Origin of the sequence: Bacillus cereus group sp. MYBK227-1, assembly GCF_051916325.1 — a bacterium.
Classification (GTDB): domain Bacteria; phylum Bacillota; class Bacilli; order Bacillales; family Bacillaceae_G; genus Bacillus_A; species Bacillus_A cereus.
On record NZ_JBQAGK010000001.1, the window covers coordinates 1117597 to 1142326 of the forward strand.

A 24730-nucleotide genomic window follows, 5' to 3' on the forward strand; every position below is an offset into this window, starting at 1 on the left:
TGGAGGGTTTTATGAGAGTGGACATGTATCATACGAAAGTATTGAAGGCGCTCGAATCAGAAGATTGCATTTCAGTACGAAGAAGAGTGCTACGTCAATTAGTAGAATCGTTAATTTATGAGGGGATTATTACGCCGGTTCGCATAGAAAAAGAAGAACAAATTCTTTTTCTAATACAAGGACTTGATGAAGAAGACAAAAGTGTCACGTACAAATGCTATGGCAGGGAACGGATGACATTTGGACGTATTTCTTTAGACTCATTAATAGTAAGAGTCCAAGATGAACAGCAAGAAATACAGTCTGTCTCGCAATTTCTAGAAGAAGTTTTTCGGGTTACTAGTGTAGAACAAGCTAAATTAGATTCTTTTATGCACGAATTAGAACAAACAATATTTAAAGACACGATTGCACAATATGAAAGAAATAATAAGAGAGAATATACTCAAAAATCTTACGATGAGTTTGAAAGCCAATTAATAGATGGCCATCCATATCATCCTAGTTATAAAGCACGTGTTGGATTTCAATATCGTGACAATTTTCAATATGGTTATGAATTTATGCAGCCAATAAAACTCATATGGATTGCAGCACATAAGAATTATGCGACTGTAGGTTATGAGAATGAAGTGATGTATAACAACATTTTAAAAGAGGAGATTGGCGATCGTAAATTAGAAGAGTTTATGGAACGAATTCGTAATAAGGGATGTAATCCAAAACAGTACGTGTTTATACCTGTTCACCCATGGCAGTGGGAGAATTTCATCATTTCAAATTATGCGGATCATATACAGGGTAAATTTATTATTTATTTAGGAACATCAGAGGACGATTATTGCGCGCAACAGTCAATGAGAACGTTAAGAAATATTACGAGTCCAAAGAAACCGTACGTTAAATTATCGATGAATTTACTCAACACTTCAACACTTCGTACGCTGAAACCATACTCTGTTGTCAGTGCACCAGTAATATCAAATTGGTTAAATGATGTTGTAAGTAATGACGCCTATTTAATGGATGAAGCACGTTTAATCTTGTTAAGTGAGTTTTCAAGTGTAACGTATGACACGAATAAGAAAGCTATATATGGTTCATTAGGATGCATTTGGCGCGAAAGCGTTCACAAGTATTTAGATGCACAAGAGGATGCAATTCCTTTTAATGGTTTATACGCTAAAGAGAAAGATGGTACACCAATTATTGATGCGTGGTTGAATAAATATGGAATGAAGGATTGGCTACAATTACTTATTCAAAAAGCGATAATACCAGTTATACATCTTGTTGTAGAGCATGGCATCGCACTGGAATCACATGGACAAAATATGATTCTAGTCCATAAAGAAGGGGTGCCTGTTCGTATTGCGTTAAAGGATTTTCATGAAGGGCTTGAGTTTTATCGTCCATATTTGAAAGAAGTTGACAAATGTCCCGACTTTACTAAAATGCATAAAACATATGCGAATGGAAAAATGAATGATTTCTTTGAAATGGATCGCATTGAATGTTTGCAAGAGATGGTGTTAGATGCACTATTTCTGTTTAATTTAGGAGAATTAGCATTCGTACTTGCGGATGAGTATGGATTGAAAGAAGAACATTTTTGGATGATGGTTGTTGAAGAAATTGAAAATCATTTAAGAATATATCCACATTTGAAAGGTAGATTTGAAAATATTCAATTATATGCACCTACATTCTATGCTGAACAATTAACGAAACGTCGATTATATATGGATGTGGAATCGCTTGTTCATGAAGTTCCAAATCCATTGTATAGAGTAAGACAACTTATGAAACAAAAATCAGCTGTTACAGGGGGAAATTATGCTAATCGTTAATAAACAAGAGTATAGCAAAAGTGATTTTGAATTGAGATTACAAGTTTATGAGGAAATGGAACAATTTCAAAAAGCAGAAGGAAATAGATTTGCACTTTGTCTGAAAGATCCATTCGATATTATTACGCTTGTGTTTTTCTTAAAAGAAAAGAAATCATCAGTATTACTTATACATGAAGATACGCCAAAAGAAACGGCTATTGAAATGGCAAAGCGTGCGAATTGTGTAGGGATTTTATATGGAGAATATGGCGATTTTACAAAATTAGAAGTAGGGAACTTTTTACTAGAAGAGTCTTCTTTATTGCAATATAGTTCGGGAACTACGGGAGAACCGAAACTGATTCGTAGAGCATGGACGGAAGTTGATACAGAAATTACTGCCTATAATGAAGCTTTAAACTGTGAAGTAGATGAAGTGCCAATCGTTATGGCTCCTGTTTCACATTCATACGGACTAATATGTGGTACGTTATCAGCAATTACGAGGGGGAGCAAGCCTGTAATCATTACGAACAAAAATCCTAAATTCGCATTAAATATAGTTCGCAATACAGAAAAACATATTATATATGCAGTACCACTTATGTTACACATTATGGGGAGTTTTCCATTAGGAACGTTCCAGTTTCATAAAATTATGACATCAGGATCGCCTTTGCCAGAAGCACTATTTTATAAACTAAAAAAAATGACAACATATATGATGCAGCAATACGGTTGTTCTGAAGCAGGTTGTATTAGTATATGTCATGATATGAAAAGCCATTTAGATTTAGGAAACCCTCTACCTCATGCAAGTATAAGCATAGGTTCAGATGAAAATGCACCGGAAGAAATCGTCGTGAAAATGAATGATAAGGAAATTTTCACGAAGGATTTAGGGTATAAATCTGAGCGTGGCATTCATTTTATGGGGCGTATGGACGATGTAATTAATGTCTCAGGATTAAAAGTCTTTCCTATAGAGGTAGAAGAAACGATGCTTCGATTGGAAGGTGTGCAAGAGGCAATTGTATATCGGGGGAAACATCCTGTGATGGGCGAAATAGTTAAAGCGAAAGTGATCTCTCATGTTGATCCAGTGAAAATAAGAGAATGGTGTATTCAGCACTTACCTTCTTATAAAGTTCCGCATGAAATTGAAAGTGTAAATGAAATTCCTAAAAATAAAACTGGAAAAGTAAGTAGAAAGTTACTAGAGATGGGAGAGGTTACAACATGAGACGGGAAGCGTTAAAGAATGCCGTGTTAAAAATTATGATAGAAAAAATGGAACTGAAAAATGTAACGCATTTAGAAGAAACGATGCGCTTAAATCAAGATTTATATATAGATTCGGTAATGATGTTACAGCTTATTGTATACATAGAAATGGATGTAAAGCTATGCGTTCCAGAGGATGAGGTAGACCCAAAGGCATTTCTTACTGTAGGATCTTTGCTTGATTTTATGGAAGAGTTAGAGCCGTTACAGGAAGTAAATGTGAATAACTAACCTTTAGGAAAGTGGATGAGAGTATGACTTCAATTAAAGTGCACTGTTTAGTGAGTTGTTTTTGTGAAATTATAAAAAGGCGTAGCGACATTGATTTTCGTCCATTTTATTTTGGACTATGGGATGGAGATTTTGATATAACACAAGGCGGAATTATTTCATATCACTCTGAAAACATTAACCATGATCATTATTTACTTTGGTTTGAAAAATTGTACGGTATTAAAGTAAACGAATGGTATGATCATGCAAAAGATAAAGATAGCAATGTAGAAACGTTTTTAGAATTAGTAGAAAACAAGCCGGAAAATCGTTATGTCATTGTAATGGTTGATATGTCTCTATTACCAGAGAGGGAAAATAAATTTCATCAAAAACCGTTTCCACATTATTTAATGATATCAAAAACAGAGAAAGAAGAAGAGTGGTTCATGCTAGATCCTGATTTTCGTTGGGAAGGAAATATGGAAAGAGAAAAAGTACTTCACTCTATTCAAGATAACCCATTTGGTGGAGGTTATTTCATTGATATAGAAGGAATTGGGGAGCCAACGCAAGAAACAGTAGCTAGTTATTTCACAGAAACATTCAAAAAGAACGAAAATGAACTGACTATGGAACTGAAAAATTTAATTGTAAAAATGGCAAATGAGGAAGAAGGATATGCGCTTTCTGGACTTGTAGCAGCAGTAAAACAAATACCAGTACTTGCAATTCGTAAATATAGTTATGAGCATGCCTTTGCATACTTCCGTGAAACGTTGCAATATTCGGAGCAAGAATTTGATTATTGGTGTGATCGGGTAGAGGATATTGTACAAGGATTTACAAATGTACAGTATCGTGCAATTAAAATGGCAATGACGAATAATAAAGGTATGCTAGTATCGATTATTGAAAAACTGGATGAAATGAATGCAATTGAACTGCAAATTAAGAAGGAATTAGAGAGACAGTTTCTATCATGGAAAGGTATGAAAACAAATCAATCTGTCGCAACTCTTTAATAAGCTAACTGAATTTAAGATAGGGGAGTTTAATACTATGAAATATTCGCTATGTACCATTTCATTTCGTCATCAATTAATTTCATTTACTGATATTGTTCAATTTGCATATGAAAACGGTTTTGAAGGAATTGAATTATGGGGGACGCATGCACAAAATTTGTACATGCAAGAACGTGAAACGACAGAACGAGAATTGAATTTTCTAAAGGATAAAAACTTAGAAATTACGATGATAAGTGATTACTTAGATATATCATTATCAGCAGATTTTGAAAAAACGATAGAGAAAAGTGAACAACTTGTAGTACTAGCTAATTGGTTTAATACGAATAAAATTCGCACGTTTGCTGGGCAAAAAGGGAGCAAGGACTTCTCGGAACAAGAGAGAAAAGAGTATGTGAAGCGAATACGTAAGATTTGTGATGTGTTTGCTCAGAACAATATGTATGTGCTGTTAGAAACACATCCCAATACACTAACGGACACATTGCCTTCTACTATAGAGTTATTAGAAGAAGTAAACCATCCGAATTTAAAAATAAATCTTGATTTTCTTCATATATGGGAGTCTGGCGCAGATCCAATAGACAGTTTCCATCGATTAAAGCCGTGGACACTACATTACCATTTTAAGAATATATCTTCAGCGGATTATTTGCATGTGTTTGAACCTAATAATGTATATGCTGCAGCAGGAAGTCGTATTGGTATGGTTCCGTTATTTGAAGGTATTGTAAATTATGATGAGATTATTCAGGAAGTGAGAGGTACGGATCTTTTTGCTTCCTTAGAATGGTTTGGACATAATTCAAAAGAGATATTAAAAGAAGAAATGAAAGTATTAATAAATAGAAAATTAGAAGTAGTAAGTTCGTAATGTGAAATGATGTGAGAGTCTCGTTTTAGAGGCTCTTTTTTTATGGTAAAAAATAACCAAAAATTTCCATGTATTTTAATTTGAATTTAACACAATTTATATATAAATAAGGAGGTGATTGGTAATGGCTAGAAATCGTAATTCTAATCAATTAGCATCACATGGAGCACAAGCAGCTTTAGATCAAATGAAGTATGAAATTGCACAAGAGTTCGGTGTACAACTTGGAGCTGATACTTCTTCACGTGCAAACGGTTCTGTAGGCGGTGAAATCACAAAACGCCTAGTAGCGATGGCAGAACAACAGCTTGGTGGCGGATATACTCGCTAAATGTAGAAGGTTATAGGAGAAAGGAAGGATTCTTCCTTTCTTTTTTTTTTCAATTAATTGGTATGAATATATTGCGAACAGAATTCAAAGAATAAAAGTAATACTATATTTTACCCAATTTCTTTTGTTGTGAATGGGAAGTATTAAAGATGTAATAGCCCTGGTGGAATGAAAATTATGTTCCAGCAGGGCTATTATATGGTAAGAAATATATGATGAAAGGTTCCGAAATCAACATGTTAAAAAAAGAAAACTGTTGTTTAATTGCGCTTGCATCAGTTCCACTTGTCATGACATTAGGGAATTCAATGCTCATTCCAATCTTGCCGACAATTGAAAAGAAATTACATATTTCATCGTTTCAAGTATCCATGATTATTACAATTTACTCTATCGTAGCCATTTTACTTATACCGATTGCTGGTTATTTATCAGATAGATGGGGACGAAAGATGGTAATGGTTCCGAGTTTGCTGATTGCGGCTATAGGAGGAGCTATAACTGGTTGGGTATCTTGGAAAGTTGATAATCCCTACACTTGGATATTAATCGGTAGAGCGATTCAAGGTATTGGTGCTGCTGGGGCAATGCCGGTTGTTATACCGTGTGTTGGTGATTTATACAAAGACGAAAAACAAGTTAGTACAGGCCTGGGAATTATTGAGACATCCAATACATTTGGAAAAGTGCTGAGCCCTATTTTAGGATCTGCTCTTGCTGCCATTGTATGGTTCTTACCATTTTGGGCGATTCCAGTTTTATGTGTCATATCAATTGTTTTGTTGCTTGTTCTAGTAAAGGCAAAGAAACAAGAAGGAGAAGTACCACCACTTAAAGAGTTTATAAAATCTATTCTGTCTACGTTTCGAGAAAAAGGAAGATGGTTAATTGCCATTTTTGCATTAGGTGCAATTATTATGCTTATTTTATTCGGAATTCTCTTTTATTTGTCGACTATACTGGAATCAAAGTATGACATTCATGGTATATGGAAAGGGTGTGTGCTTGCTATCCCGTTACTTGTACTGTCACTTAGTTCATATATGGCCGGTAAAAAAATTGGAGATAATCAAAATGTTATGAAGAAGTGTATTTATATTGGTTTTTTAATGGCAGCTGCATCAGTCATCATTCCTTTATTTATAAAAGGGATTTATTTACTACTTCTTTGTCTCGTTATTATGGGGATAGGGATTGGTATGGCACTCCCATGTTTAGATGCCCTCATTACACAAGGAATTGAAAAGGAGCAAAGGGGAACGGTTACGTCATTTTATAGTTCAATGCGATTTATCGGTGTAGCAGCTGGACCACCTTTATATTCTTTTTTCATGAAAGGGGCGGACCATGAAGTGTTTTATTTGACAAGTATTTTCGCTGCCATTGGTGCTATCATAGCAATCACTTGGATTAAACCAGCAAAGGATGCAAAGACGGTAAAACAGAAACCAGAGCCTACTTCATAATTTGTAAGAGAATTGCATGATGTTTTGAGTAACATGCAATTCTCTTTCGTTCATTAAGAATAAATAACTTGTTTTAACATATAAAGCGCGACACCCCATATGATGAGACCAGAAAATTTATTTAATAATAAAATTGTCTTTCCGGTTGAGTCTAGTCTTTTTAGAAATTTCCCCGCTAACGCTAAGCTTATAAACCAAATCCAAGAAACGATAATAGTTGCAAGTGTGAAAGCCCATTTTTCACTTCCTATGTATTGAATAGAATTTGTTCCAATTACACCGATTGTGTCTAAAATAGCATGTGGATTTAATAACGAAACGGATGCTGCGAAAAGGATTTGCTTTTTTAAGGGCATACTTTTTTCTTGTTTTACATCGTTGGAAGGGTTACTTCTCCAAATAACAAAGCCCATGTATAGGAGAAAGAAAAATCCAATTATATATAACGAGTTAGTTAGCCAAGAAAAAGTAAGGAGTACAAGGGAGACACCTTGCACTGCAATCAATATGAGTAACGTATCACATATAGAGGCAGTTAATACTACAGGGGCTGCCCTCCAAATGTTTGGTTGGCTCGCACCTTGGTTAAAGACAAAAACATTTTGTACACCTAATGGAATGATAAGTCCAAATGCAAGAATGATACCATGAATAATTGCTTCACTCATCATATTACCTCCTATTTTAATTCATTATGATAGTGTATATTGTATAGAAGAAATGAAAATTTGTATCCATCCATATGGTTGGGGAGGTTACCAACCAAAAAGAATATAAGGTGATATAATGGAAAGATTCGTTTGGAAACCGAATATGTCTCTAGCGACTCCTCTGTATAAACAAATAGAAACGTATATAAAAGAAAGGATCGTTAATGGAGAATGGACCGTTGGAACGAAATTACCTTCACAAAGAGATTTGGCACATACATTTGGTGTGAATCGAAGCACAATTGTAATGGCTTTCGGTGAACTAGTTGCAAAGGGATACATAGAAGGGAATGGCAGGAAAGGAACAATTGTTGTAAATAATAATGAGAATGCTTCAACTTACGCACCCCCGCCTAATTGGCAGTCTTATGTAGAAACAGGACTTCATTATCCGAATCTCCCAGCTATTCAGGAGATTAATCAAGCTGAATTTTATCCACATGTAATTCGATTAGGAACAGCTGAGCTCGCGCCGGGTCTCTTACCTGAGAAAAAGATGAAAGAAATTATGAATAAGCTTTTAAAGTCAAATGTGACGCTTGGGTATGAAGAGCCGAAAGGAAATTTTTATTTAAGGGAAAAGATTTCCGAATACTTAAAGGGGCATGGTATATGTGTATCTCCTGACTCTATATTAATTGTTTCAGGAGCAATTCAAGCGCTGCAACTTATCTCTATGGGGCTTCTTCCAAAAGGGGCATCCATCTTATTAGAAAAACCATCCTATTTATATTCGCTTAATGTTTTTCAATCCGCAGGAATGCGTTTCATTGGAATACCAATGGATGAGAACGGTTTAAATACATCATATATTATAAAATATAAGAAGCAATTTAATGCATCTATTTTATATACAATCCCGTCTTTTCATAATCCAACGAACTTTAGTATGAATGCGAAGAGACGAATAGAAGTGATGGAAATATGTAATGAAATTGGATTACCTATTATAGAGGACGCAGTGTATCAAGACTTATGGTTTGATGCACCTTGTTCGAAACCTTTAAAAGCCTATGATAAAAATGGAATCGTACTACATATTGGAAGCATGTCCAAAGTAATTAGTCCAGGGTTAAGAATTGGATGGATTGTTGGACCTGAGCCAGTAATTCAAAGATTGTCAGACATAAAAATGCAAACAGATTATGGTTCAAGCACTATATCCCAGCAAATTGCAGCAGAGTGGTTTACAAATGGTCTATATGATGAGCATTTGCGCTTTGTAAGAAGTGAATTGAAAAAACGAAGAGATTTTATGTTACTAATGTTAGATAAATATCTTCGTGAAATAGCAACTTGGCATGAACCAACAGGGGGATTTTATATATGGGTACATATAAAAGTAACCATTTCATATCGCAGTTTATTTGATAAAGCTCTGCAAGAAAAGGTTTTATTAAACCCAGGTACTTTATATGATAGAAGTGCAAATCAATTTTTGCGCCTATCGTATTCATACGCAACGTTAGAAGAAATTGAAATAGGTATAAAAAAACTTGCACAACTAATGAAAAAGTAAGAGGAGAAAGTAATGAAACAATATGTAATTTGCCAAATGATCAATGGAGAAAAATATTTAGCTGCTTATGCAGAGACGAAGCAAGAAGCGATTGAAAAAGCAGAACTGTTAGGATTAAGAACGGGAAATCGTTACATAGTTATTACTGCAGAGGAAGCCGAAGGGTTAACGTATCCTTAAACAATGTACGAGATTATATAATAATAAATAAGTCTAGTAATATAAGAAATTACTAGGCTTATTTATTATTAAGTTGTTAAACGTTCTCGTATTTATACGCAAAGTAATAATATTATGAGTCAAGTTGACGAAAAAATCGATTTGTCTTTCGGTCTTGATTTCCTTTTCTATATTCATCGATATATTGCCTAAAGTTCCAAGCTTGTAAAAATTTATTAGCAGAGTTATAACCAGAATTGTAAAGCCATTCTTTTTCTTCCTTTGTCAGTTCAAAATTAGTACTTGTAATCGTTCCTGTTGGAATTGTAATCGTTCTTGCTTTTGATTCCTTATCTAAATGACGTAAATCATGAGCTTGCATCATTGTTTTAAATAGTCCTTTGAACATGGAAATAGGCTCGTTATAGTGAGCAGGATCAGCTTGAATCTCATCTTTTACAAAATGAAATCCGAAAGTCGGCCAGCGAGGAGTGGTAGGTGAATCGAAGATCCAAATTGGATAATTACTTAGAATTCCTCCATCAACCATATAACAAGGCTGCTTCCATTTTGGAGTTCTCCATTTTACGGGTTCAAAGAAGAAGGGGATTGTACTACTCATTCTTACCGCTTTAGCGATAGAGAAGCGATAATTTAAAAATCCGTAGTTTGGTAAGTCGTCAGGAAAGACAACCATTTTACCATTACTAATATCAGAAGCGATGATTTTGAGTTTGTTTAGATCCGGTAAATCAGTAAATAAATGAACACCTTTTTTTCGAAGTAATTCTTCAATCCATTCTTCTATAAATACATTAGAGTATATACCTAGAGTAGTCCATGCACTTAGTCCTTTTCCGATAAAGGGGATTTTGTCAATAAAGGTTTTCTTCGTAAATTTGTTATAATCGATATCAGTTATAATCGTTTTTAGCTCTGAACAAGAATATCCTGCCGCTACAAGTGCCGCGATAATTGCACCAGCTGATGTTCCAGCTACACGTTCCCATTCATAACCTTTTTCGGCTAATGCGCAAATTGCTCCAACATGTGCAATACCGCGTACACCGCCTCCTTCAAAAACACCATCGATCTTCATTAAACATACTTCCTTTCAAATAAAAGATTTGGAAATGGCAAAAAAGCACGTATTGTACGTGCTTTTTTACAATGGTTTTTAAGTTTACTAGCAGCCTACAAAGCCGCCCCAACAGCTAGCTCCGATGATGATTAGAAGGATGAATAAAACGATTAATAAAGCGAAACCTCCGTAACCACAACCACCACAGCTACCGCCGTAACCGTAACCGCCGCAACTATATCCGTAACCCATGTGGAATTCCTCCTTATATTAAAAATAAAAATGAACGAGGGGAAAATGTACTGGAAGAACTAAAGAACTATCGTGTTTGTAGGAACAATGTATAGTATGCTTTTTTAAACTTGTTCGCGTACGAAGGATAAGCCCGTTTTTGGGAGGCTTGTTGATTTTGTAAAGAATGAAGTATAATCTTTGTACTATGATATAAATAAGTATGTAAATGTAAGGAGAATTTATGAATAAAAAAATTGAAGTATTAATTGATAAATATGAACTAACACACTTGAAAGAAGAACTTATTAATACTGTATTTCCTTGTATAAAAGTTGTGCCAAAGCAGCAGGGAACTGTTGCGATAGGTAGTTCGAAAATGGGAGGAGTTCCTGATCTACCAGCTTTATTTGAATATCCAAAGCATAAAGGAAATCCACTACAATTTATCGCGCAATTTAACTTAAGTGATTTACAAAACGTTGGTATGGATCACAATCTTCCTAAGACGGGGATGCTGTATTTCTTTTGCATTGAAAATTATTTTGAAGAAAATGTGAATCTAACAGAAGCTGGGCGTGTACTTTATTATGATGTTCCTGTAGAGCAATTACGAAGAGAAAATGAAATACAAGCGAAATATAACCAGTGTGCAATTACTTTTGAACTGACATACAAATTACCAGAACTTTTTATTGAAGATGAGGCTGATTCAGATCGTTTCTTGCAATTACTTGAAGAGCTAATTCCAGATAACTACGATAACCATCAAATGTTTGGTGAGCCATTCTCTGTACAAGAAGAAGTGTTATATGAGACAGGAGAATATATGGGAGTAGACCCGCAGCAAATGACTCTTTTATTCCAAATTGATTCAGATCATAAAAATTGTAATATGGTTTGGGGAGAACTAGGGATGCTATATTTCTGTATTAGTAATGAAGATTTGAAAAATCAACGTTTTGAAAATACATGCTGTGTATTACAAACATGCTAATGAAAAAAGGTTGTTCTTTTAAAAAGAACAACCTTTTTATGTGAATTAGTTAATATGCATAATCTCATATGACCTATACGAAAAAGTATTGTATACTCTGAAACTATACGATACTTTTTCGTATAGTTATAGAATATAAGGAGTGACAAGATGGGAAAGACAAGTAAGTATGTGACAGCTGCCGCACTTTGTTCAACTATAGTAATGGGAGGCTTGCAAGCGTCATCTGTATCTTATGCAGCTACAAATCCGACTACAGTGACAGCACAATCAGATGTAAAGTTATTAGATGATTTCAGAAAAGAATTAAAAAAACAGATTGATAATCGAGAAGAAAATATTACAATCACATATAAAACAAAAGATAGAAATGCTAGAAATATTATGGATCAATTGTATGGTGAGTTTAATAAAATTGTAGATGCTGATGAGTATGTAAAATATAATGTAGCGTCTACTAGATATTCTATTAAAGGAATGCCAGGGGACTATACGTTTACACTGCAAGTAAAATACCGTGAATCAAAAGAACAAACTCAATATGTAAAAGCTCAGGCGAAATCAATTGTTGGATCAATTGTAAAACCAGGGATGGATGAGCATGAGAAAGTAAAAGCTATTCACGATTACGTTGTTAAGCATGTGTCTTATGATACGTCTTATCAAGCGTATACAGCATATGAAGCATTAGCGAATCGTTCTGCCGTTTGCCAAGGATATACATTATTAACGTATGAGTTGTTAAAAGAGGCAGGTATTCAAAACCATATTGTAACAGGCACAGGAAACGGACAAGCTCACGCGTGGAATTTAGTGAACATTGAAAACAAATGGTATCACCTAGATACTACATTTGATGATCCAGTACCAGATAAAGCAGGGCGTGTAACTTACTCATATTTTAACATGTCTGACGAACAGTTAAGTAAAGATCACGACTGGGATCGTAGTAAATATCCAGCAGCAACTACAAGTTATTTTGGTGAATTAACAAACAAAATAAAAGCTGGTAGCTCAAAAACTGTCGTATATGAGCAGATGTTAAAAGAAACAAATTTACAATACTTATCTGCAGAATACGGAGCAGAAAATTATAATGAATTTAAGCAAAAGTTGCAGCAACAGTTTGCAGCCAAACCAGAAAAAGTAGAAGTGCGATATAAGCAGTCCATGGATGGGACGATGCAAGATATAAAGAAAGTATTAAATGAAATAAATTGGCCAAAAGGTGCAAAGCGTGTGTCTTATCAAGTAGCGCCTTATAGTGCATTGGCGGGTTATTCATTAGCGACAATTACATTTACGTATTAAGCAATGGGAAAAAGCACCTGTAAAAGGTGCTTTTTTTATTTATTGATTGATTACTTTTGAATGTTAAGAATTATGTGATAAAATAAAAGGATAAGGATGTGAATGTGGAATGAACTTGTTCGAAAGCGATATTTTTACATTGATATATACTTGTTTAGTAATCGGACTTATCGTTTTGTTTTTCATATCATTTACTTTGTTTATTAGAAGAGTATTACAAAGCAGTGCTGCAAAGAAACACCACGTGATTAATATGAACCAGAAGCTAGATCGAATCATTGAATTGCTTGAAAAAGATAAGAAATAGCGATAGAAGAGGTATGAAAAGGGGAATGAGAATGGCGAATTATATAAAAGAATTACGTGAAAAAGTAGGACATGATTATGTTTTCTTAAACTTTGCCGGTGGTTGTGTATTTAATAAAGAAGGAGAAGTATTACTGCAAAAAAGAGGAGACTTTAACGCTTGGGGCTTTCCAGGTGGTGCAATGGAGATAGGAGAATCAGCTGCGGAAACTGCAATCCGGGAAATAAAAGAAGAAACCGGGTATGATGTAGAAATAAATGAGCTTATTGGAGTGTATACAAAATATTTTCAATCATATCCAAATGGAGACAAGGCCCAGTCAATTGTGATGTTCTTTTCATTCTCAATAGTTGGAGGTGACAAAAAAGTAGATGGTGATGAAACGTTGGATTTGAAGTTTTTCCCGTTAGACGACATGCCACCGTTATTTTGTAAACAACATGAAGATTGCCTGCAAGATTTATTGGAGAAAAGAGTAGGGGTATATCGTTAACATATAAAAAAGAAGCTAAATGAAGATTAGCTTCTTTTTTATGTTTAATTTATTTCCACCAATCATCAAACATTGACGCTGGTACTTGTCTTTTATGCTCACTCACTGTGTAACGTTTTTCAATTTTCTCTGCAACGTCAGCTGGAACTGCTTTACCTTCTAAATAATCATCTAATTGATCATAAGTAATACCTAACTCTGTTTCATCAGCTTGACCTGGTTTTTCATCTAATAAATCAGCTGTTGGCATTTTTAAGTAAAGTCGCTCGTCTGCGCCTAACTCTTGTAATAATGCACGTCCTTGGCGCTTCGTTAATCCCGTTAATGGTAATAAATCTGCACCACCATCTCCGAATTTTGTAAAGAACCCTGTTACAGCTTCTGCAGCGTGATCTGTTCCGATAACAAGTAACCCTTTTTGTCCACCAATTGCATATTGAGTAACCATACGGATACGTGCTTTCACGTTACCTTTATTAAAATCTGTTAGTGATTCACCCAATAAGTTTTCATATTGATTTGAAAAAGCATCAACAGTTGAAGCAATATCAAATGCAACAGATTGATCTGCTTGAATGAATTGTAATGCTAATTGTGCATCATCTTCATCTTTTTGTACTTTATAAGGAAGACGCACGGCGATAAACGTTACATTACCACCTTCGTTACGAATTTCTTCAACTGCAAGTTGTGCTAAGCGTCCTGCTAATGTAGAGTCTTGGCCGCCGCTAATACCAAGTACAAATCCTTTTGCGCCTGTTTTTTTTACATAATCCTTTAAGAAATCAACTCGTTTACGAATTTCAACTTTTGGATCAATTACAGGCTGAACATGTAATGCTTTCATAATCTGTTCTTGTAATGTCATTATGTTTTCCTCCTATTCATATTAAAGCGGTAAATAAGTTTATATGTATAATGGTACATACTTCTATCCTTTATTATTTCGCAAAACTAACGAATATACAATAGGATGTGTGTATGAATATGAATGTAGTCATTATAAATAAAGTACTACGTATAAGCAATTTTTTTAAACCTTTCAAAAATGTAAGGTTTTTGTCATTTGAATCGATGGAAGATATTTCCGCACTTTACTAATATAAAAACATAGATAGTAGAAGGGCGGAGAAGTAATATGAACATTAGAGAACTAGCATATCGGAATGTAACCCGAAATAGACGGACATACTCAGCCTATTTTTTGAGTAGTGCATTTGCAATTATGGCCTTTTTTGTGTATTCATTTTTTGCGTTTCATCCGGCATTAAGTGCAGGAGAATTAGGTCAGTACGTATTCGTAAGTATGTCTTTTGCACAGTCTATTATTTACTTATTTACAATCTTCTTTATTTTATATTCGATGGGAATGTTTTTAAAAACGAGAAAGCGTGAACTAGGAATTTTAATGATGCTAGGTATGACGAAATATCAATTAAAGCGTCTGATCTTTTTTGAAAATATTATGATTGGAATAGGGGCAATTATTTTTGGTATTCTTTCAGGTATGTTATTTTCAGGGGTATTACTATTTGTCGCTCCGATGATATTGAAACTAGATATCTCCTTATCCTATTACATACCGATGAAAGCAATTGTTGTAACGGGTATTATGTTTTTTATTTTATTTATGATCATATCATTGTTTAGTGCAGGAATGATTCGTAAAAATAAGATTATGAAGTTGTTTAGAGGATCAGCAGAGGCGAAACCGGAACCGAAAGCATCAATCATTTCTTCAATATTAGCAGTAGTATTGCTTAGTGCTGGCTATGTAGGAGCTCTTCTATCACATGGAGCAATGGTATTTATTATGATGATTCCTGTTACAACGGTAGTTATTATCGGGACGTATTTGTTGTACAAGCAGCTGAGTGTCTTTATTATTCGATTATGTAAAAAAAGTAAACGTTTCTATTGGACACAGACTAATATTATTACGTTATCAGATTTAGCGTATCGTATGAGAGATAACGCAAGAATGTTCTTTATTGTAACCATTATTTCTACTGTAGCATTTTCCGCAATAGGGACATTAGTAGGCTTCGCATCCATGACGAAAGGTATAATGGAGAGACCAATTGCGTTTCATTACCATTCTAAGCAAGGGAATAGTAACGAATCACAACATATACAAATGATTGACAAAGGATTAAAGAAACATAATATAGAAGCTTCAAAAACTAATATTTCGACAAAGAAAACGGAGGAACAGTCGTTAAGAAGCGCCACTTTTATAAAAGAATCAGACTATAAGGAATATGCAAAGTTAACGGGAGAACCATTTAATACTGTAGCAAATAAAGAGGTTGTATTTTTGTCAGCTGATATACCAGGGCCAGCGATGAAAGAAAGAAAAGAAATTACTTTACCTAATATGAATGAAAGTTTAAAGGTGAAAAAAGTTACTTCATCTTCATTGGGGAAAATATTAAGAGGAAATGTTTATGTAATCTCTAATGATCAATATGATTCATTACAAGATGGATTTATAGAGACAAAAGATTATATGTATAAAACTGAAAGAACGAAAGATGAGATTGAAATTGGTAAAGAGCTTACGCATCAAATTAAACCGTATCAAGAATATTCAACGTTTAGTGCGGAAGAGTACGAGCAAAACCAAAGTTTACAAATTGCAGGACCGATTTTATTTGTAGGTTTCTTTATTGGTATAGTATTTTTCGTTTGCGCAGGAAGTTTCCTTTACTTCCGTTTATTCTCCGATTTGGAGGATGATGTTCGCTTGTTCGAAATGATTCGAAAAGTTGGATTGACGAGTAGGGAATTATCGAAGGTAGTTACAATTCGATTGGCGCTTTTATTCTTCGTTCCAATTGGTGTTGCAACATTACATGGGGCAGTAGCCTTAACGGCGTTAGGGCAAATGTTTGAGTACTCATTGTTTAAAGAAAATACAGTTGTATTAAGTATTTTCATAGGTATTCAAGTTGTATACTTCTTACTTATAAGATCCCGTTATGTAAAACAATTGAAAGAGAGATTACGTATGCATTAAATGTGTTTTTTTAACTCGAGTACAAAATTTTCTAAAAAGAGGCAAGTATTGCCAAAAAGTGATAAAATGGAAAAAGCGAGGTGAAAAAAATTAATAGAGAGAAAGGGGGGAGAAATATGAAAGCAACAGGAGTTATTCGAAAAGTAGACGAATTAGGACGAATTGTTATCCCTAAAGAATTACGCGATGTATTGGGAATACAAATCAAATCACCGCTTGAAATTTTTGTAGAAGCAGATAAAATCATTTTACAAAAATATCAACCTTACAATGCTTGCCAAATCACAGGTGATGTTTCAGAGCAGAACATATCATTAGCAAATGGAAATATTACTGTTGGGATAGAGGGAGCGGAATATTTAGTAAAAGAAATAGAAAAGTTTTTAAACAAGAGTGAGGTTTAGTCTTAATTTATATTATTTTTCAAATTACATATCATTCTTTTAAAAGACTGTAAGAGGACCATTAATTGGTCCTTTTATTTTGGTTATTAGTTGAATGACCCAGGCTGTTATTTCCTATAAATCATAGGGGAAATACAAAAGTAGTATAGAGTTAGTAAATGATGTTGAGAAATATTTGAAAAGAAGGAAAACAAAAAGAATAAAACGAATGTTACATTTACACGTATTCAAAAGTGGTCTGAAATGAAAATAATACATTTTCAGGAGGGATTACGATGAGTAGTACAGTGAATAAACAAAAAGGTATACAATTGATTCCATTTATCGTAAATAAAGTTGTAGAACAAGTAAATGAAATTCCACCAGGTGTACAACTGATTCACGCTCCGCAAGTATGGGAAAAGAGTGTGAAGGGGCAAGATGTAGTCGTTGCCGTATTAGATACAGGGTGTGATACTAATCATATAGATTTAAAAGATCGTATTATCGGCGGAAGAAATTTCACAAAAGATTATGAAGCTGATCCAAATGTGTATCTTGATAATAACGGACATGGTACTCATGTCGCGGGGACGATTGCAGCAACTGAAAATGGTGTCGGTGTATTAGGAGTTGCACCGCTTGCTAAAATGTTAGTATTAAAAGTTTTAGCGGGAGATGGTTCTGGAAGTTACGAGCAAATTATTGAGGCAATTCATTATGCTGTAAATTGGAGAGGGCCGAATCAAGAGAAAGTGAGAATTATTTCAATGTCACTTGGTGGTCCGCAAGATGTTCCAGAATTACATGAAGCAATTCAAAAGGCGGTAAAGCAGGATGTTCTCGTCGTATGTGCTGCTGGGAATAATGGAGATTGTAATGATAATACAGAGGAACTAGATTACCCAGGTGCTTACTCGGAAGTAATTGAAGTCGGCGCTGTCAATTTAGAACGGAAAATCACATGTTTTAGTAATTCAAATCAAGAAATTGATCTAGTAGCGCCAGGTGATGAAATATTATCTACGTATCCAGATGGGAAATATGCAGTGTTAAGTGGAACTTCCATGGCGACGCCGCATGTTGCTGGAGCGCTTGCCTTGCTCATTAAACAGTGTGAGAAAGAATACGGTCGAAAGTTATCAGAGCCGGAAATATATGCACAACTTATTAAAAGAACTGTACCTTTAGGGTATGAACGTACATCCGAAGGTAATGGATTATTAGATTTATTAAAAGAATAGCCATATTAAAAAAACATCTCATATTCATATGAGATGTTTTTTTAATATGGCTCTGTCGCATGTAATACAACTTGTAATAAACCTGGGAATCTAGCATTTAAATCTTCTTCACGAATTGAAATGAAACGTTGTGTTCCTTCAAGGCGCGTGTACATAACACCTGACTCACGTAAAACTTTGAAATGGTGAGATAAAGTTGATTTTGCAACAGGGATGTTTAAAGCACCACAAGATTGTTCATTTTTCTCTAGTAACATATTTACAATTTGTAAACGAATTTGATCGCTAAGTGCATATAAGACAGAAGAAAATTGAATTTCTTCTCGATTTGGATGATAGAGTGTACGCATATTTCACCTACTTGTATAAGTTAAGATATTTGCACTATAACATATAAAGTGGTATATTTCTATTGTTCGAATATATTCGAACAATAGAAATATAGGGGGAGAAAAAATGAAGTATACAAAATTGCAAAAGGCAGGATTAAATATTTCAAAGTTGGGTTTAGGTACAAATGCAGTAGGGGGACATAATTTATATGCTGATGTGAATGAAGAAGAAGGAAAGCGATTAGTAGAAGAAGCTATTCAGCAAGGGATTACATTTTTTGATACAGCAGATTCATATGGTTTCGGTAGATCAGAGGAATTAGTAGGAGAAGTATTAAAGGGAAAACGTCATGAGTTTATACTTGCTACAAAAGGTGGAATTCAACCGTTGTTAAATGGAGAAACTTATATTAACAATGAACCAAGTTACTTAAGGAATGCTGTGGAAAATAGCTTAAGAAGATTACAGACTGAATATATTGATTTATATTATTTACACTTTACAAATCCTGAAACAAGTTACATAGATTCAATCGGAGAGCTTACTCATTTAAAAGAAGAAGGGAAAATTCGTTCAATTGGAATATCGAATGTAAACATAGAACAATTAAAAGAGGCGAATCAACATGGTCATATAGATGTTGTACAATCTCCATACAATATGTTAGAACGTACAGCTGAGGAAGAACTGTTGCCGTATTGTATAGAAGCGGGTATTTCATTTATTCCATATGGGCCTCTTGCTTTTGGAATATTAGGCGGAAAATATACAGAAGATTTCAAATTAAATGAAGTCGATTGGCGTCAAAATGTAAATCTATTTGAAGAAAATACATATAAGAGTAATTTTAAGAAAGTGAATAAGTTAAAAGGGCTAGCTAAAGAAAATGATATTGAAGTGTCTCATTTAGCGTTAGCATGGTTATTAAATAAAGAAGGAATTGATACTGTTATACCTGGTGGAAAGCGGGCAGAGCAGGTAAGAGAAAGTGTGAAAGCGGTAGACGTTGCATTGAATGAAAGGGTCATGAAAGAAATCCAATCTATTTTAGAAGATTAGTTAAACAGAGGGAGAGTACCCTCTGTTTATATAAGGAGAAGGTCTAAATGAACAGAGTACTAGCTGTATTTTTTATGATAATGTTTATGATCGGTACAGATACTTTCTTAATTTCACCACTGTTGCCGACATTACAACAGGTGTATCATGTTTCAACTGAGTTGTCAGGATGGATGGTGAGTTCGTATGCTTTAGGGTATGCTGGATTTGCGCTTATTGCTGGTCCTATATCAGATGGATTAAACAGAAAAAAAGTGATGGTACTAGGTATGAGTTTTTTTGCAATAAGTACATTTTTTTGTGGAATTGCACCGAGTTTTTTATGGATGCTAACATTTAGATTTTTAGCAGGTGTAAGTGCAGCTTTTGTATCTCCACAAGTGTGGGCATCCATTCCGATCCTTATAGAGAAAAAGCAAATTGTGAAAGCAATTGGGGTTGCAACAGCAGGGTTATCAATCTCTCAAATTTTAGGGCTGCCACTGGGAGCTTATTTAGCAACGATACATTATACAATCCCATTCTATTTCATTGGTATATTATCAGCACTACTTGTCATTCTTATTTATGTTGTATTACCAGAAATACAGTCGGTTCATATAGGTGGAAATAAAAAAGCGATTTTACAGCGTTATAAACAATTACTTACAGATTCAAAGGTTTCACTTTCTTATTTTGCATACTTTGTTTTTCAAACCGGAAATTTTGCTGCATTTTCATTTTTTGGTGTATGGCTTTCCATTCAATTTGGCTTACAAGTTCATGAAGTAGGTACAGCTATGCTCGTATTAGGGTTAGGAAATTTAACTGGTAATATTTTTGGTCCTAGAATCGTAAATAAAATTGGTTATAACCTTTCTTTCTATGGTGGAATTATATTTACAGCAGTGCTATATGTATTACTTCCACATGTAAAGAACATTGTATTGGTGGAGTTATCGTTCTTTGCTTTGTTTTTTTGGACAGGAATTTTGTTTGTATTAATGATGAGGCACTTACAAAACATATCTAGTGTAGCAAGAGGAACAGGAGCCGCGCTTGCAAATGCTTCTATGTACATTGGTCAAATGATTGGTGCGGCAATAGCTGGAATGTTATTTGCAATATCTCACAATTTTATCCTTATAGGTAGTTTTACAGCGTTACAATATATAGGAGCTTTATTTTTGTTTAGAAAAAGTGAAAAACTTACTGAAAATAGTGAAACAGGAATCGCATCATAAAGCTTGTATAAATATTTCGCAAATCAGAATTAATAAGAGTGTGAATACATGAATGTGCTTTTAATTAAAGTGGTTACTAAAAGTATAGAAATAGTAGAAGAAATGTATTGTAACAAAGTTATGAGGAATCAAAAAATAAAAATCCCTATAAAGATAGGGATTTATATATCGGCATATAGTTCCTTGGAAAAGGATATACTTAGTTTAGCATATCGGACTACTTATATTTGTGAAATAGATGTGAAAGTAATGTGAAAAATGCCGAAGGAAAAAACTATTTAAATAGAGGGCAATTTAGATGGGAATATGGATTTTACATAAATATTGTGTTATATTTCTACTTATCTGTTAATAATTACATATTTTAATTTTATTGGGGATAAAAGGGAGAGGTTTAAATGCAATGGTATTTGAAAGCTCTAAAGAATTATGGGAATTTTAGTGGTAGAGCTACGCGAAAAGAGTACTGGATTTTTAGTTTATCCAATATCGTAATTTTTTGGCTACTGTTATTTTTATCATCATTTTCAGAGGTGTTAGTTGCTATTATTGCGTTGCTATTTATGTTAGTAATGATTATACCAAGTTTTTCGGTTGGTGCACGACGATTACATGATATTGGGAAAACGGGATGGTGGCAACTATTAAATTTTGTACCGTTTGGTAGCGTTGTTTTACTTGTATTTTTTATCATTGAAAGTGAAGAAAATGACAATCAATACGGACCAAATCCGCATTCAGATTTAAAAGAAGCGATTTAATAAACTTATTTAGTTTGTAGCATTACTAGTTCAATTATTTTATCTATTATTAAAATGGTTTGCGTGGGCTAATATTATTAGTTTGATCTTTAGGTCTAGATGACTTTTGAAACTGTAAAAATGGGAAGTATAAAGGCGGAGAGAATATAGCATGGAAAGAAAAAAATTCTAAATAAAAAGCACTGTTTTAGCTAATGTAGCTAAAACAGTGCTTTTCTCTTTGATTGAACAGTTGCAGCATTTTCATCATGTATACCTGCATCTTTAATAATTCGTTGTTTTGCTTTATTTAATAGATGGTTTACTGCTTCGCCAAAATAGTTAGCTTCGCTTTTTGTGCGGGCTTCTCGTAAACATTTATAGTTTTCTAGCAGTTCCTCTTTTTCGGAGTTTGTTAAGAAATCTTCTATTTTCTTTTTTGTCATACGAAACACCCTTTCTCCTGACAAACGACGCAATAGAAAATATTTATTTCTCATTATAACAATAATTTTAAAAGAAAGTATACACTAACGTCGCAATAATTTGTCAATTTCTTGAATCTTCTCATCAGCTTTCCCAATTTGCGTATTTTTAGCCTGTTCGCCACCAAGAGCTTGATGTAGTAAAAAAGTTTGACCGGAAATAGCAGTTACAATGGATACTTTTATAATTTCTTTTATTGCGGTGACATCGAATAAAACGAGCCCAAGAAGTGCGGCTAGGCTACCAGTAAAAATATCAGTTAAAAATCCAAAATGAAAAAATGTTTTCAAACGGCGTGGAAGCAATAACTTACCTTGGTTATTGATTAGATGGGAAACGAAGCCGGTAATGCCACCAACGAGAACAGCGGTTAGCCATTGATACATCTCCATCGAATCCACTCCTTTTAGTGAATAAGATTCGATTATTTTATATTGATTCCTTTTAATATTTCATATAAGCATATTGAGAAAGTTTGTTTGGGTATAATTTGTATTCAAATTAATTGTAACAGAAAATTTAGATATATTTCAGTCTATTATATGAATCATTTTTACAATAATATGAATGCAGAAAGGGGTGCGTGATATGAATATAGATTATCGAATAAGAAGTGTAGTTGGTTATACAAAAAAATAGGGGAATTAGTAAGCCTGCTTGAGCATACGAGAGCTGTAACATTAGGCGAAGTAAAAAAATTATCAGTTGAGCAATTAGATTTAATTATGCAAAGCAGCGGAAATTCAATTGGCGCCTTATTAAAGCATATAGCAGCTATTGAAAAAGTTCATCAGCTTATTTCATTTCAAGATCGTGACTTTACAAAAGAAGAATTAGAAATCTGGGAAGATGCACTGTATTTAGGGGAAGCGGGTAGAGCAATCCGTGGTCATGAAATACAGTATTATGTACAACTTCTACAAAGTGTTCGAGAAGAATCTCTGAAGTATTTAAGTGAACAAGGTGATGAGTGGCTCATGTCAGAAAGAAAGTGGCCTAACGGTGTAGCATATAACCAGCACTATCTATGGTTTCATGTGCTAGAAGATGAAATTAGTCATCGAGAACAAATTAGAATGCTCAAAAACAAGTTATTTGAAAATTACGTAAAATAATGTAGCTTTTTATAGGAGAATTCCATATAATGAGAATAATTAAAATAAGAACGGGGTGATGTATTATGGCGAAAATAACTTATATGAATAATCAACCAAATACAAAGGTGGATGGAAAGGGCGATATTATATAAGGTAATTCGCAATCCTTCCACTTAGTACAAACTAGGGAGGATATTTATTTGAATCAAAATATTTTAGAATCTTTCGGCTGGGATTCATTTTTTGAAGAACAAGTTACAGAGAAAAATTATGAAGTAGGTCGTATTTTACTTGAGCATAAGCATATATATCGCATTATTTGTAATGATGGTGAATATATGGCAGAACTGTCTGGGAAGTTTCGGCATGAAGCGATTACGAAAGGCGATTATCCAGCAGTTGGTGATTGGGTGTATATAAAGAAAATAGAAGATGAAAAGAAAGCGATTATTCATCGTATTTTCCAGCGAAGAAGTTCTTTCTCAAGACAAGAGGCTGGAACAAGAACAGAAGAACAGATTATAGCAGCAAATGTAGATTATTTATTTTTAGTGAATGCACTTAATCATGATTTTAATGTTAGAAGGATGGAACGTTATTTATTATTGGCGTATGAAAGTGGCGCTATGCCAGTTATTGTTTTAACAAAGAGTAGTATATGTAATGATGTAGAACAAAAAATTGTAGAAACGGAAGCTATAGCAATTGGTGTTCCTATTTTCGTTGTTGATAGTTTAGAGCATACAGGTATTGATTCGTTGAAACAATTCGTTTCTTCAGGGAAAACAATTGCTTTAGTTGGGTCATCAGGGGTAGGAAAGTCAACTTTGTTAAATGCTCTAATAGGAATTGATGTAGCAAAAACGGGAGATATACGTGAAGAGGATAGTAGGGGGAGGCATACGACAACGCATCGAGAATTATTCCAATTGCCTAGTGGCGCTCTCGTGATTGATACGCCTGGCATGAGGGAATTGCAACTTTGGGAAGGCAGCGAAGCGATTCAAACAGCATTCTCTGATATTGAAGAATTTGCGACAACATGTCGTTTCCGTGATTGTAAGCATGAGAATGAACCAGGATGCGCGGTGTATAGTGCAATTGAAAACGGACTTATTACGATAGATCGTTTGAAAAGCTATAAAAAATTACAAAGAGAACTGGCGTATTTTATGAGGAAACAAGATGCAATCCTTGCCAGAGCAGAGCGTGATAAATGGAAGAAAATTTCTAAACAACATAAAAAAATGTAAAAACCAAAGGGGCCCCTTTGGTTTTTTCTATTTGTAAATTTTATAATAATATTA

General features: G+C 34.2%; 28 protein-coding genes and 1 pseudogene. 22 read left to right on the plus strand and 7 right to left on the minus strand.

The genetic code is table 11. From position 1 onward, the window contains the following. Window positions 1–11 precede the first annotated feature (11 nt). The 7 genes from ACTFRM_RS05935 (at window position 12) to ACTFRM_RS05965 (ending at window position 7031) form a co-directional block, all read left to right on the plus strand. Window positions 12–1850, plus strand: a complete 1839-nt coding sequence (locus ACTFRM_RS05935) for an IucA/IucC family protein (RefSeq protein ID WP_001261812.1) — start codon at window positions 12–14, stop codon at window positions 1848–1850. Further along, window positions 1837–3075, plus strand: a complete 1239-nt coding sequence (locus ACTFRM_RS05940; RefSeq protein ID WP_000909575.1) for an AMP-binding protein — start codon at window positions 1837–1839, stop codon at window positions 3073–3075. The genes ACTFRM_RS05935 and ACTFRM_RS05940 overlap by 14 nt, the downstream gene beginning before the upstream one ends. Continuing rightward, window positions 3072–3347: a petrobactin biosynthesis protein AsbD gene (gene asbD / locus ACTFRM_RS05945; RefSeq protein ID WP_001250560.1), complete on the plus strand. Its 276-nt coding sequence runs from the start codon at window positions 3072–3074 to the stop codon at window positions 3345–3347. The genes ACTFRM_RS05940 and asbD overlap by 4 nt, the downstream gene beginning before the upstream one ends. A 23-nt stretch (window positions 3348–3370) precedes the next feature. Continuing rightward, entirely contained in the window at window positions 3371–4354 is a 984-nt protein-coding gene (locus tag ACTFRM_RS05950; protein WP_000200730.1) for a DUF6005 family protein, read from the plus strand. Between the two features lie 37 nt (window positions 4355–4391). After that, on the plus strand, window positions 4392–5234 hold the full coding sequence (locus ACTFRM_RS05955) for a sugar phosphate isomerase/epimerase family protein (RefSeq protein ID WP_000877685.1): 843 nt from the start codon (window positions 4392–4394) through the stop codon (window positions 5232–5234). Window positions 5235–5358: 124 nt separating this feature from the next. Then, window positions 5359–5565, plus strand: a complete 207-nt coding sequence (locus tag ACTFRM_RS05960) for an alpha/beta-type small acid-soluble spore protein (RefSeq protein WP_000113545.1) — start codon at window positions 5359–5361, stop codon at window positions 5563–5565. 236 nt (window positions 5566–5801) lie between these two features. Further along, on the plus strand, window positions 5802–7031 hold the full coding sequence (locus tag ACTFRM_RS05965) for an MFS transporter (RefSeq protein WP_002182665.1): 1230 nt from the start codon (window positions 5802–5804) through the stop codon (window positions 7029–7031). 53 nt (window positions 7032–7084) lie between these two features. Here the strand turns inward: ACTFRM_RS05965 and ACTFRM_RS05970 are convergent, their stop codons facing one another. Continuing rightward, on the minus strand, window positions 7085–7699 hold the full coding sequence (locus tag ACTFRM_RS05970) for a LysE/ArgO family amino acid transporter (protein ID WP_001287303.1): 615 nt from the start codon (window positions 7697–7699) through the stop codon (window positions 7085–7087). Window positions 7700–7817: 118 nt separating this feature from the next. On the opposite strand from ACTFRM_RS05970, the gene ACTFRM_RS05975 reads away from it, so the two are divergent. Together ACTFRM_RS05975 and ACTFRM_RS05980 are read left to right on the plus strand one after the other, a co-directional pair. Further along, complete coding sequence (locus ACTFRM_RS05975) at window positions 7818–9260, plus strand: aminotransferase-like domain-containing protein (RefSeq protein WP_000439419.1); 1443 nt, start codon at window positions 7818–7820, stop codon at window positions 9258–9260. Between the two features lie 12 nt (window positions 9261–9272). Further along, complete coding sequence (locus ACTFRM_RS05980; protein WP_000816389.1) at window positions 9273–9440, plus strand: DUF3933 family protein; 168 nt, start codon at window positions 9273–9275, stop codon at window positions 9438–9440. A gap of 112 nt (window positions 9441–9552) precedes the next feature. Here ACTFRM_RS05980 and ACTFRM_RS05985 read toward each other — a convergent pair whose 3' ends face one another. After that, window positions 9553–10518, minus strand: a complete 966-nt coding sequence (locus ACTFRM_RS05985; RefSeq protein WP_000686794.1) for a patatin-like phospholipase family protein — start codon at window positions 10516–10518, stop codon at window positions 9553–9555. An 87-nt stretch (window positions 10519–10605) separates the two neighbouring features. Beyond that, complete coding sequence (locus ACTFRM_RS05990) at window positions 10606–10752, minus strand: YjcZ family sporulation protein (protein WP_000540425.1); 147 nt, start codon at window positions 10750–10752, stop codon at window positions 10606–10608. A 223-nt stretch (window positions 10753–10975) separates the two neighbouring features. Between ACTFRM_RS05990 and ACTFRM_RS05995 the strand changes: the two genes are divergently transcribed. From ACTFRM_RS05995 to ACTFRM_RS06010, 4 genes are all read left to right on the plus strand, one after another. Then, a complete protein-coding gene (locus tag ACTFRM_RS05995) occupies window positions 10976–11728 on the plus strand; it encodes a YwqG family protein (protein WP_001034844.1) in 753 nt (250 codons plus the stop codon). 150 nt (window positions 11729–11878) lie between these two features. Continuing rightward, window positions 11879–13039, plus strand: a complete 1161-nt coding sequence (locus ACTFRM_RS06000) for a transglutaminase domain-containing protein (protein WP_000520862.1) — start codon at window positions 11879–11881, stop codon at window positions 13037–13039. Between the two features lie 109 nt (window positions 13040–13148). Further along, window positions 13149–13346 (plus strand): DUF4083 domain-containing protein, encoded by a 198-nt coding sequence (locus tag ACTFRM_RS06005; protein WP_001048091.1) that lies wholly within the window; start codon window positions 13149–13151, stop codon window positions 13344–13346. Window positions 13347–13377: 31 nt separating this feature from the next. Next, window positions 13378–13839 carry an NUDIX hydrolase gene (locus tag ACTFRM_RS06010; protein ID WP_000024999.1) on the plus strand — a complete coding sequence of 154 codons (462 nt, stop codon included), beginning with the start codon at window positions 13378–13380 and terminating at the stop codon, window positions 13837–13839. 49 nt (window positions 13840–13888) lie between these two features. Here the strand turns inward: ACTFRM_RS06010 and nadE are convergent, their stop codons facing one another. Beyond that, on the minus strand, window positions 13889–14707 hold the full coding sequence (gene nadE, locus ACTFRM_RS06015) for an ammonia-dependent NAD(+) synthetase (RefSeq protein WP_000174904.1): 819 nt from the start codon (window positions 14705–14707) through the stop codon (window positions 13889–13891). Between the two features lie 270 nt (window positions 14708–14977). Between nadE and ACTFRM_RS06020 the strand changes: the two genes are divergently transcribed. From ACTFRM_RS06020 to ACTFRM_RS06030, 3 genes are all read left to right on the plus strand, one after another. Then, a complete protein-coding gene (locus ACTFRM_RS06020) occupies window positions 14978–16858 on the plus strand; it encodes an FtsX-like permease family protein (RefSeq protein WP_440043123.1) in 1881 nt (626 codons plus the stop codon). Between the two features lie 116 nt (window positions 16859–16974). After that, a complete protein-coding gene (locus ACTFRM_RS06025) occupies window positions 16975–17262 on the plus strand; it encodes an AbrB/MazE/SpoVT family DNA-binding domain-containing protein (protein ID WP_000648324.1) in 288 nt (95 codons plus the stop codon). A 275-nt stretch (window positions 17263–17537) separates the two neighbouring features. Then, window positions 17538–18485, plus strand: coding sequence for a serine protease (locus ACTFRM_RS06030; RefSeq protein ID WP_000099746.1), 948 nt, complete (start codon window positions 17538–17540; stop codon window positions 18483–18485). A 41-nt stretch (window positions 18486–18526) separates the two neighbouring features. Here the strand turns inward: ACTFRM_RS06030 and ACTFRM_RS06035 are convergent, their stop codons facing one another. Continuing rightward, complete coding sequence (locus ACTFRM_RS06035) at window positions 18527–18835, minus strand: ArsR/SmtB family transcription factor (RefSeq protein ID WP_001259906.1); 309 nt, start codon at window positions 18833–18835, stop codon at window positions 18527–18529. 106 nt (window positions 18836–18941) lie between these two features. Between ACTFRM_RS06035 and ACTFRM_RS06040 the strand changes: the two genes are divergently transcribed. From ACTFRM_RS06040 to ACTFRM_RS06055, 4 genes are all read left to right on the plus strand, one after another. After that, window positions 18942–19877, plus strand: a complete 936-nt coding sequence (locus tag ACTFRM_RS06040) for an aldo/keto reductase (RefSeq protein WP_000877965.1) — start codon at window positions 18942–18944, stop codon at window positions 19875–19877. Between the two features lie 47 nt (window positions 19878–19924). Next, window positions 19925–21100 (plus strand): MFS transporter, encoded by a 1176-nt coding sequence (locus tag ACTFRM_RS06045; protein WP_440043125.1) that lies wholly within the window; start codon window positions 19925–19927, stop codon window positions 21098–21100. Window positions 21101–21148: 48 nt separating this feature from the next. Beyond that, window positions 21149–21355: a hypothetical protein gene (locus ACTFRM_RS06050; RefSeq protein WP_001101741.1), complete on the plus strand. Its 207-nt coding sequence runs from the start codon at window positions 21149–21151 to the stop codon at window positions 21353–21355. A gap of 143 nt (window positions 21356–21498) precedes the next feature. Then, complete coding sequence (locus ACTFRM_RS06055; protein ID WP_001198796.1) at window positions 21499–21861, plus strand: DUF805 domain-containing protein; 363 nt, start codon at window positions 21499–21501, stop codon at window positions 21859–21861. A gap of 200 nt (window positions 21862–22061) precedes the next feature. On the opposite strand, the gene ACTFRM_RS06060 is transcribed toward ACTFRM_RS06055, so the two are convergent. Then, the gene (locus ACTFRM_RS06060; RefSeq protein WP_000162602.1) at window positions 22062–22286 is read right to left on the minus strand and encodes a hypothetical protein; all 225 of its coding nucleotides are present in this window, start codon (window positions 22284–22286) and stop codon (window positions 22062–22064) included. An 84-nt stretch (window positions 22287–22370) separates the two neighbouring features. Continuing rightward, a complete protein-coding gene (locus ACTFRM_RS06065) occupies window positions 22371–22718 on the minus strand; it encodes a DUF4257 domain-containing protein (RefSeq protein WP_000426317.1) in 348 nt (115 codons plus the stop codon). 196 nt (window positions 22719–22914) lie between these two features. Here ACTFRM_RS06065 and ACTFRM_RS06070 point away from each other — a divergent pair. Together ACTFRM_RS06070 and rsgA are read left to right on the plus strand one after the other, a co-directional pair. Then, window positions 22915–23441, plus strand: a pseudogene (locus ACTFRM_RS06070) (DinB family protein). A gap of 182 nt (window positions 23442–23623) precedes the next feature. Next, window positions 23624–24676: a ribosome small subunit-dependent GTPase A gene (gene rsgA / locus ACTFRM_RS06075; protein ID WP_001073076.1), complete on the plus strand. Its 1053-nt coding sequence runs from the start codon at window positions 23624–23626 to the stop codon at window positions 24674–24676. Window positions 24677–24730 lie beyond the last annotated feature (54 nt).

Bases quoted from the DNA above. Each gene is read 5' to 3' on its own strand.
- ACTFRM_RS05985 (WP_000686794.1), bottom strand. From the start codon at position 10,518: ATGAAGATCGATGGTGTTTTTGAAGGAGGCGGTGTACGCGGTATTGCA.
- ACTFRM_RS06040 (WP_000877965.1), top strand. From the start codon at position 18,942: ATGAAGTATACAAAATTGCAAAAGGCAGGATTAAATATTTCAAAGTTG.
- ACTFRM_RS06030 (WP_000099746.1), top strand. From the start codon at position 17,538: ATGAGTAGTACAGTGAATAAACAAAAAGGTATACAATTGATTCCATTT.
- ACTFRM_RS05980 (WP_000816389.1), top strand. From the start codon at position 9,273: ATGAAACAATATGTAATTTGCCAAATGATCAATGGAGAAAAATATTTA.
- ACTFRM_RS05955 (WP_000877685.1), top strand. From the start codon at position 4,392: ATGAAATATTCGCTATGTACCATTTCATTTCGTCATCAATTAATTTCA.
- ACTFRM_RS06045 (WP_440043125.1), top strand. From the start codon at position 19,925: ATGAACAGAGTACTAGCTGTATTTTTTATGATAATGTTTATGATCGGT.
- ACTFRM_RS05935 (WP_001261812.1), top strand. From the start codon at position 12: ATGAGAGTGGACATGTATCATACGAAAGTATTGAAGGCGCTCGAATCA.
- ACTFRM_RS05995 (WP_001034844.1), top strand. From the start codon at position 10,976: ATGAATAAAAAAATTGAAGTATTAATTGATAAATATGAACTAACACAC.
- ACTFRM_RS06020 (WP_440043123.1), top strand. From the start codon at position 14,978: ATGAACATTAGAGAACTAGCATATCGGAATGTAACCCGAAATAGACGG.
- asbD (WP_001250560.1), top strand. From the start codon at position 3,072: ATGAGACGGGAAGCGTTAAAGAATGCCGTGTTAAAAATTATGATAGAA.
- ACTFRM_RS06060 (WP_000162602.1), bottom strand. From the start codon at position 22,286: ATGACAAAAAAGAAAATAGAAGATTTCTTAACAAACTCCGAAAAAGAG.
- ACTFRM_RS06000 (WP_000520862.1), top strand. From the start codon at position 11,879: ATGGGAAAGACAAGTAAGTATGTGACAGCTGCCGCACTTTGTTCAACT.
- ACTFRM_RS05975 (WP_000439419.1), top strand. From the start codon at position 7,818: ATGGAAAGATTCGTTTGGAAACCGAATATGTCTCTAGCGACTCCTCTG.
- ACTFRM_RS06010 (WP_000024999.1), top strand. From the start codon at position 13,378: ATGGCGAATTATATAAAAGAATTACGTGAAAAAGTAGGACATGATTAT.
- ACTFRM_RS06035 (WP_001259906.1), bottom strand. From the start codon at position 18,835: ATGCGTACACTCTATCATCCAAATCGAGAAGAAATTCAATTTTCTTCT.
- ACTFRM_RS05960 (WP_000113545.1), top strand. From the start codon at position 5,359: ATGGCTAGAAATCGTAATTCTAATCAATTAGCATCACATGGAGCACAA.
- ACTFRM_RS05970 (WP_001287303.1), bottom strand. From the start codon at position 7,699: ATGAGTGAAGCAATTATTCATGGTATCATTCTTGCATTTGGACTTATC.
- ACTFRM_RS06050 (WP_001101741.1), top strand. From the start codon at position 21,149: ATGAATGTGCTTTTAATTAAAGTGGTTACTAAAAGTATAGAAATAGTA.
- ACTFRM_RS06025 (WP_000648324.1), top strand. From the start codon at position 16,975: ATGAAAGCAACAGGAGTTATTCGAAAAGTAGACGAATTAGGACGAATT.
- ACTFRM_RS05965 (WP_002182665.1), top strand. From the start codon at position 5,802: ATGTTAAAAAAAGAAAACTGTTGTTTAATTGCGCTTGCATCAGTTCCA.
- ACTFRM_RS06005 (WP_001048091.1), top strand. From the start codon at position 13,149: ATGAACTTGTTCGAAAGCGATATTTTTACATTGATATATACTTGTTTA.
- ACTFRM_RS05990 (WP_000540425.1), bottom strand. From the start codon at position 10,752: ATGGGTTACGGATATAGTTGCGGCGGTTACGGTTACGGCGGTAGCTGT.
- ACTFRM_RS05950 (WP_000200730.1), top strand. From the start codon at position 3,371: ATGACTTCAATTAAAGTGCACTGTTTAGTGAGTTGTTTTTGTGAAATT.
- nadE (WP_000174904.1), bottom strand. From the start codon at position 14,707: ATGACATTACAAGAACAGATTATGAAAGCATTACATGTTCAGCCTGTA.
- ACTFRM_RS06065 (WP_000426317.1), bottom strand. From the start codon at position 22,718: ATGGAGATGTATCAATGGCTAACCGCTGTTCTCGTTGGTGGCATTACC.
- ACTFRM_RS05940 (WP_000909575.1), top strand. From the start codon at position 1,837: ATGCTAATCGTTAATAAACAAGAGTATAGCAAAAGTGATTTTGAATTG.
- ACTFRM_RS06055 (WP_001198796.1), top strand. From the start codon at position 21,499: ATGCAATGGTATTTGAAAGCTCTAAAGAATTATGGGAATTTTAGTGGT.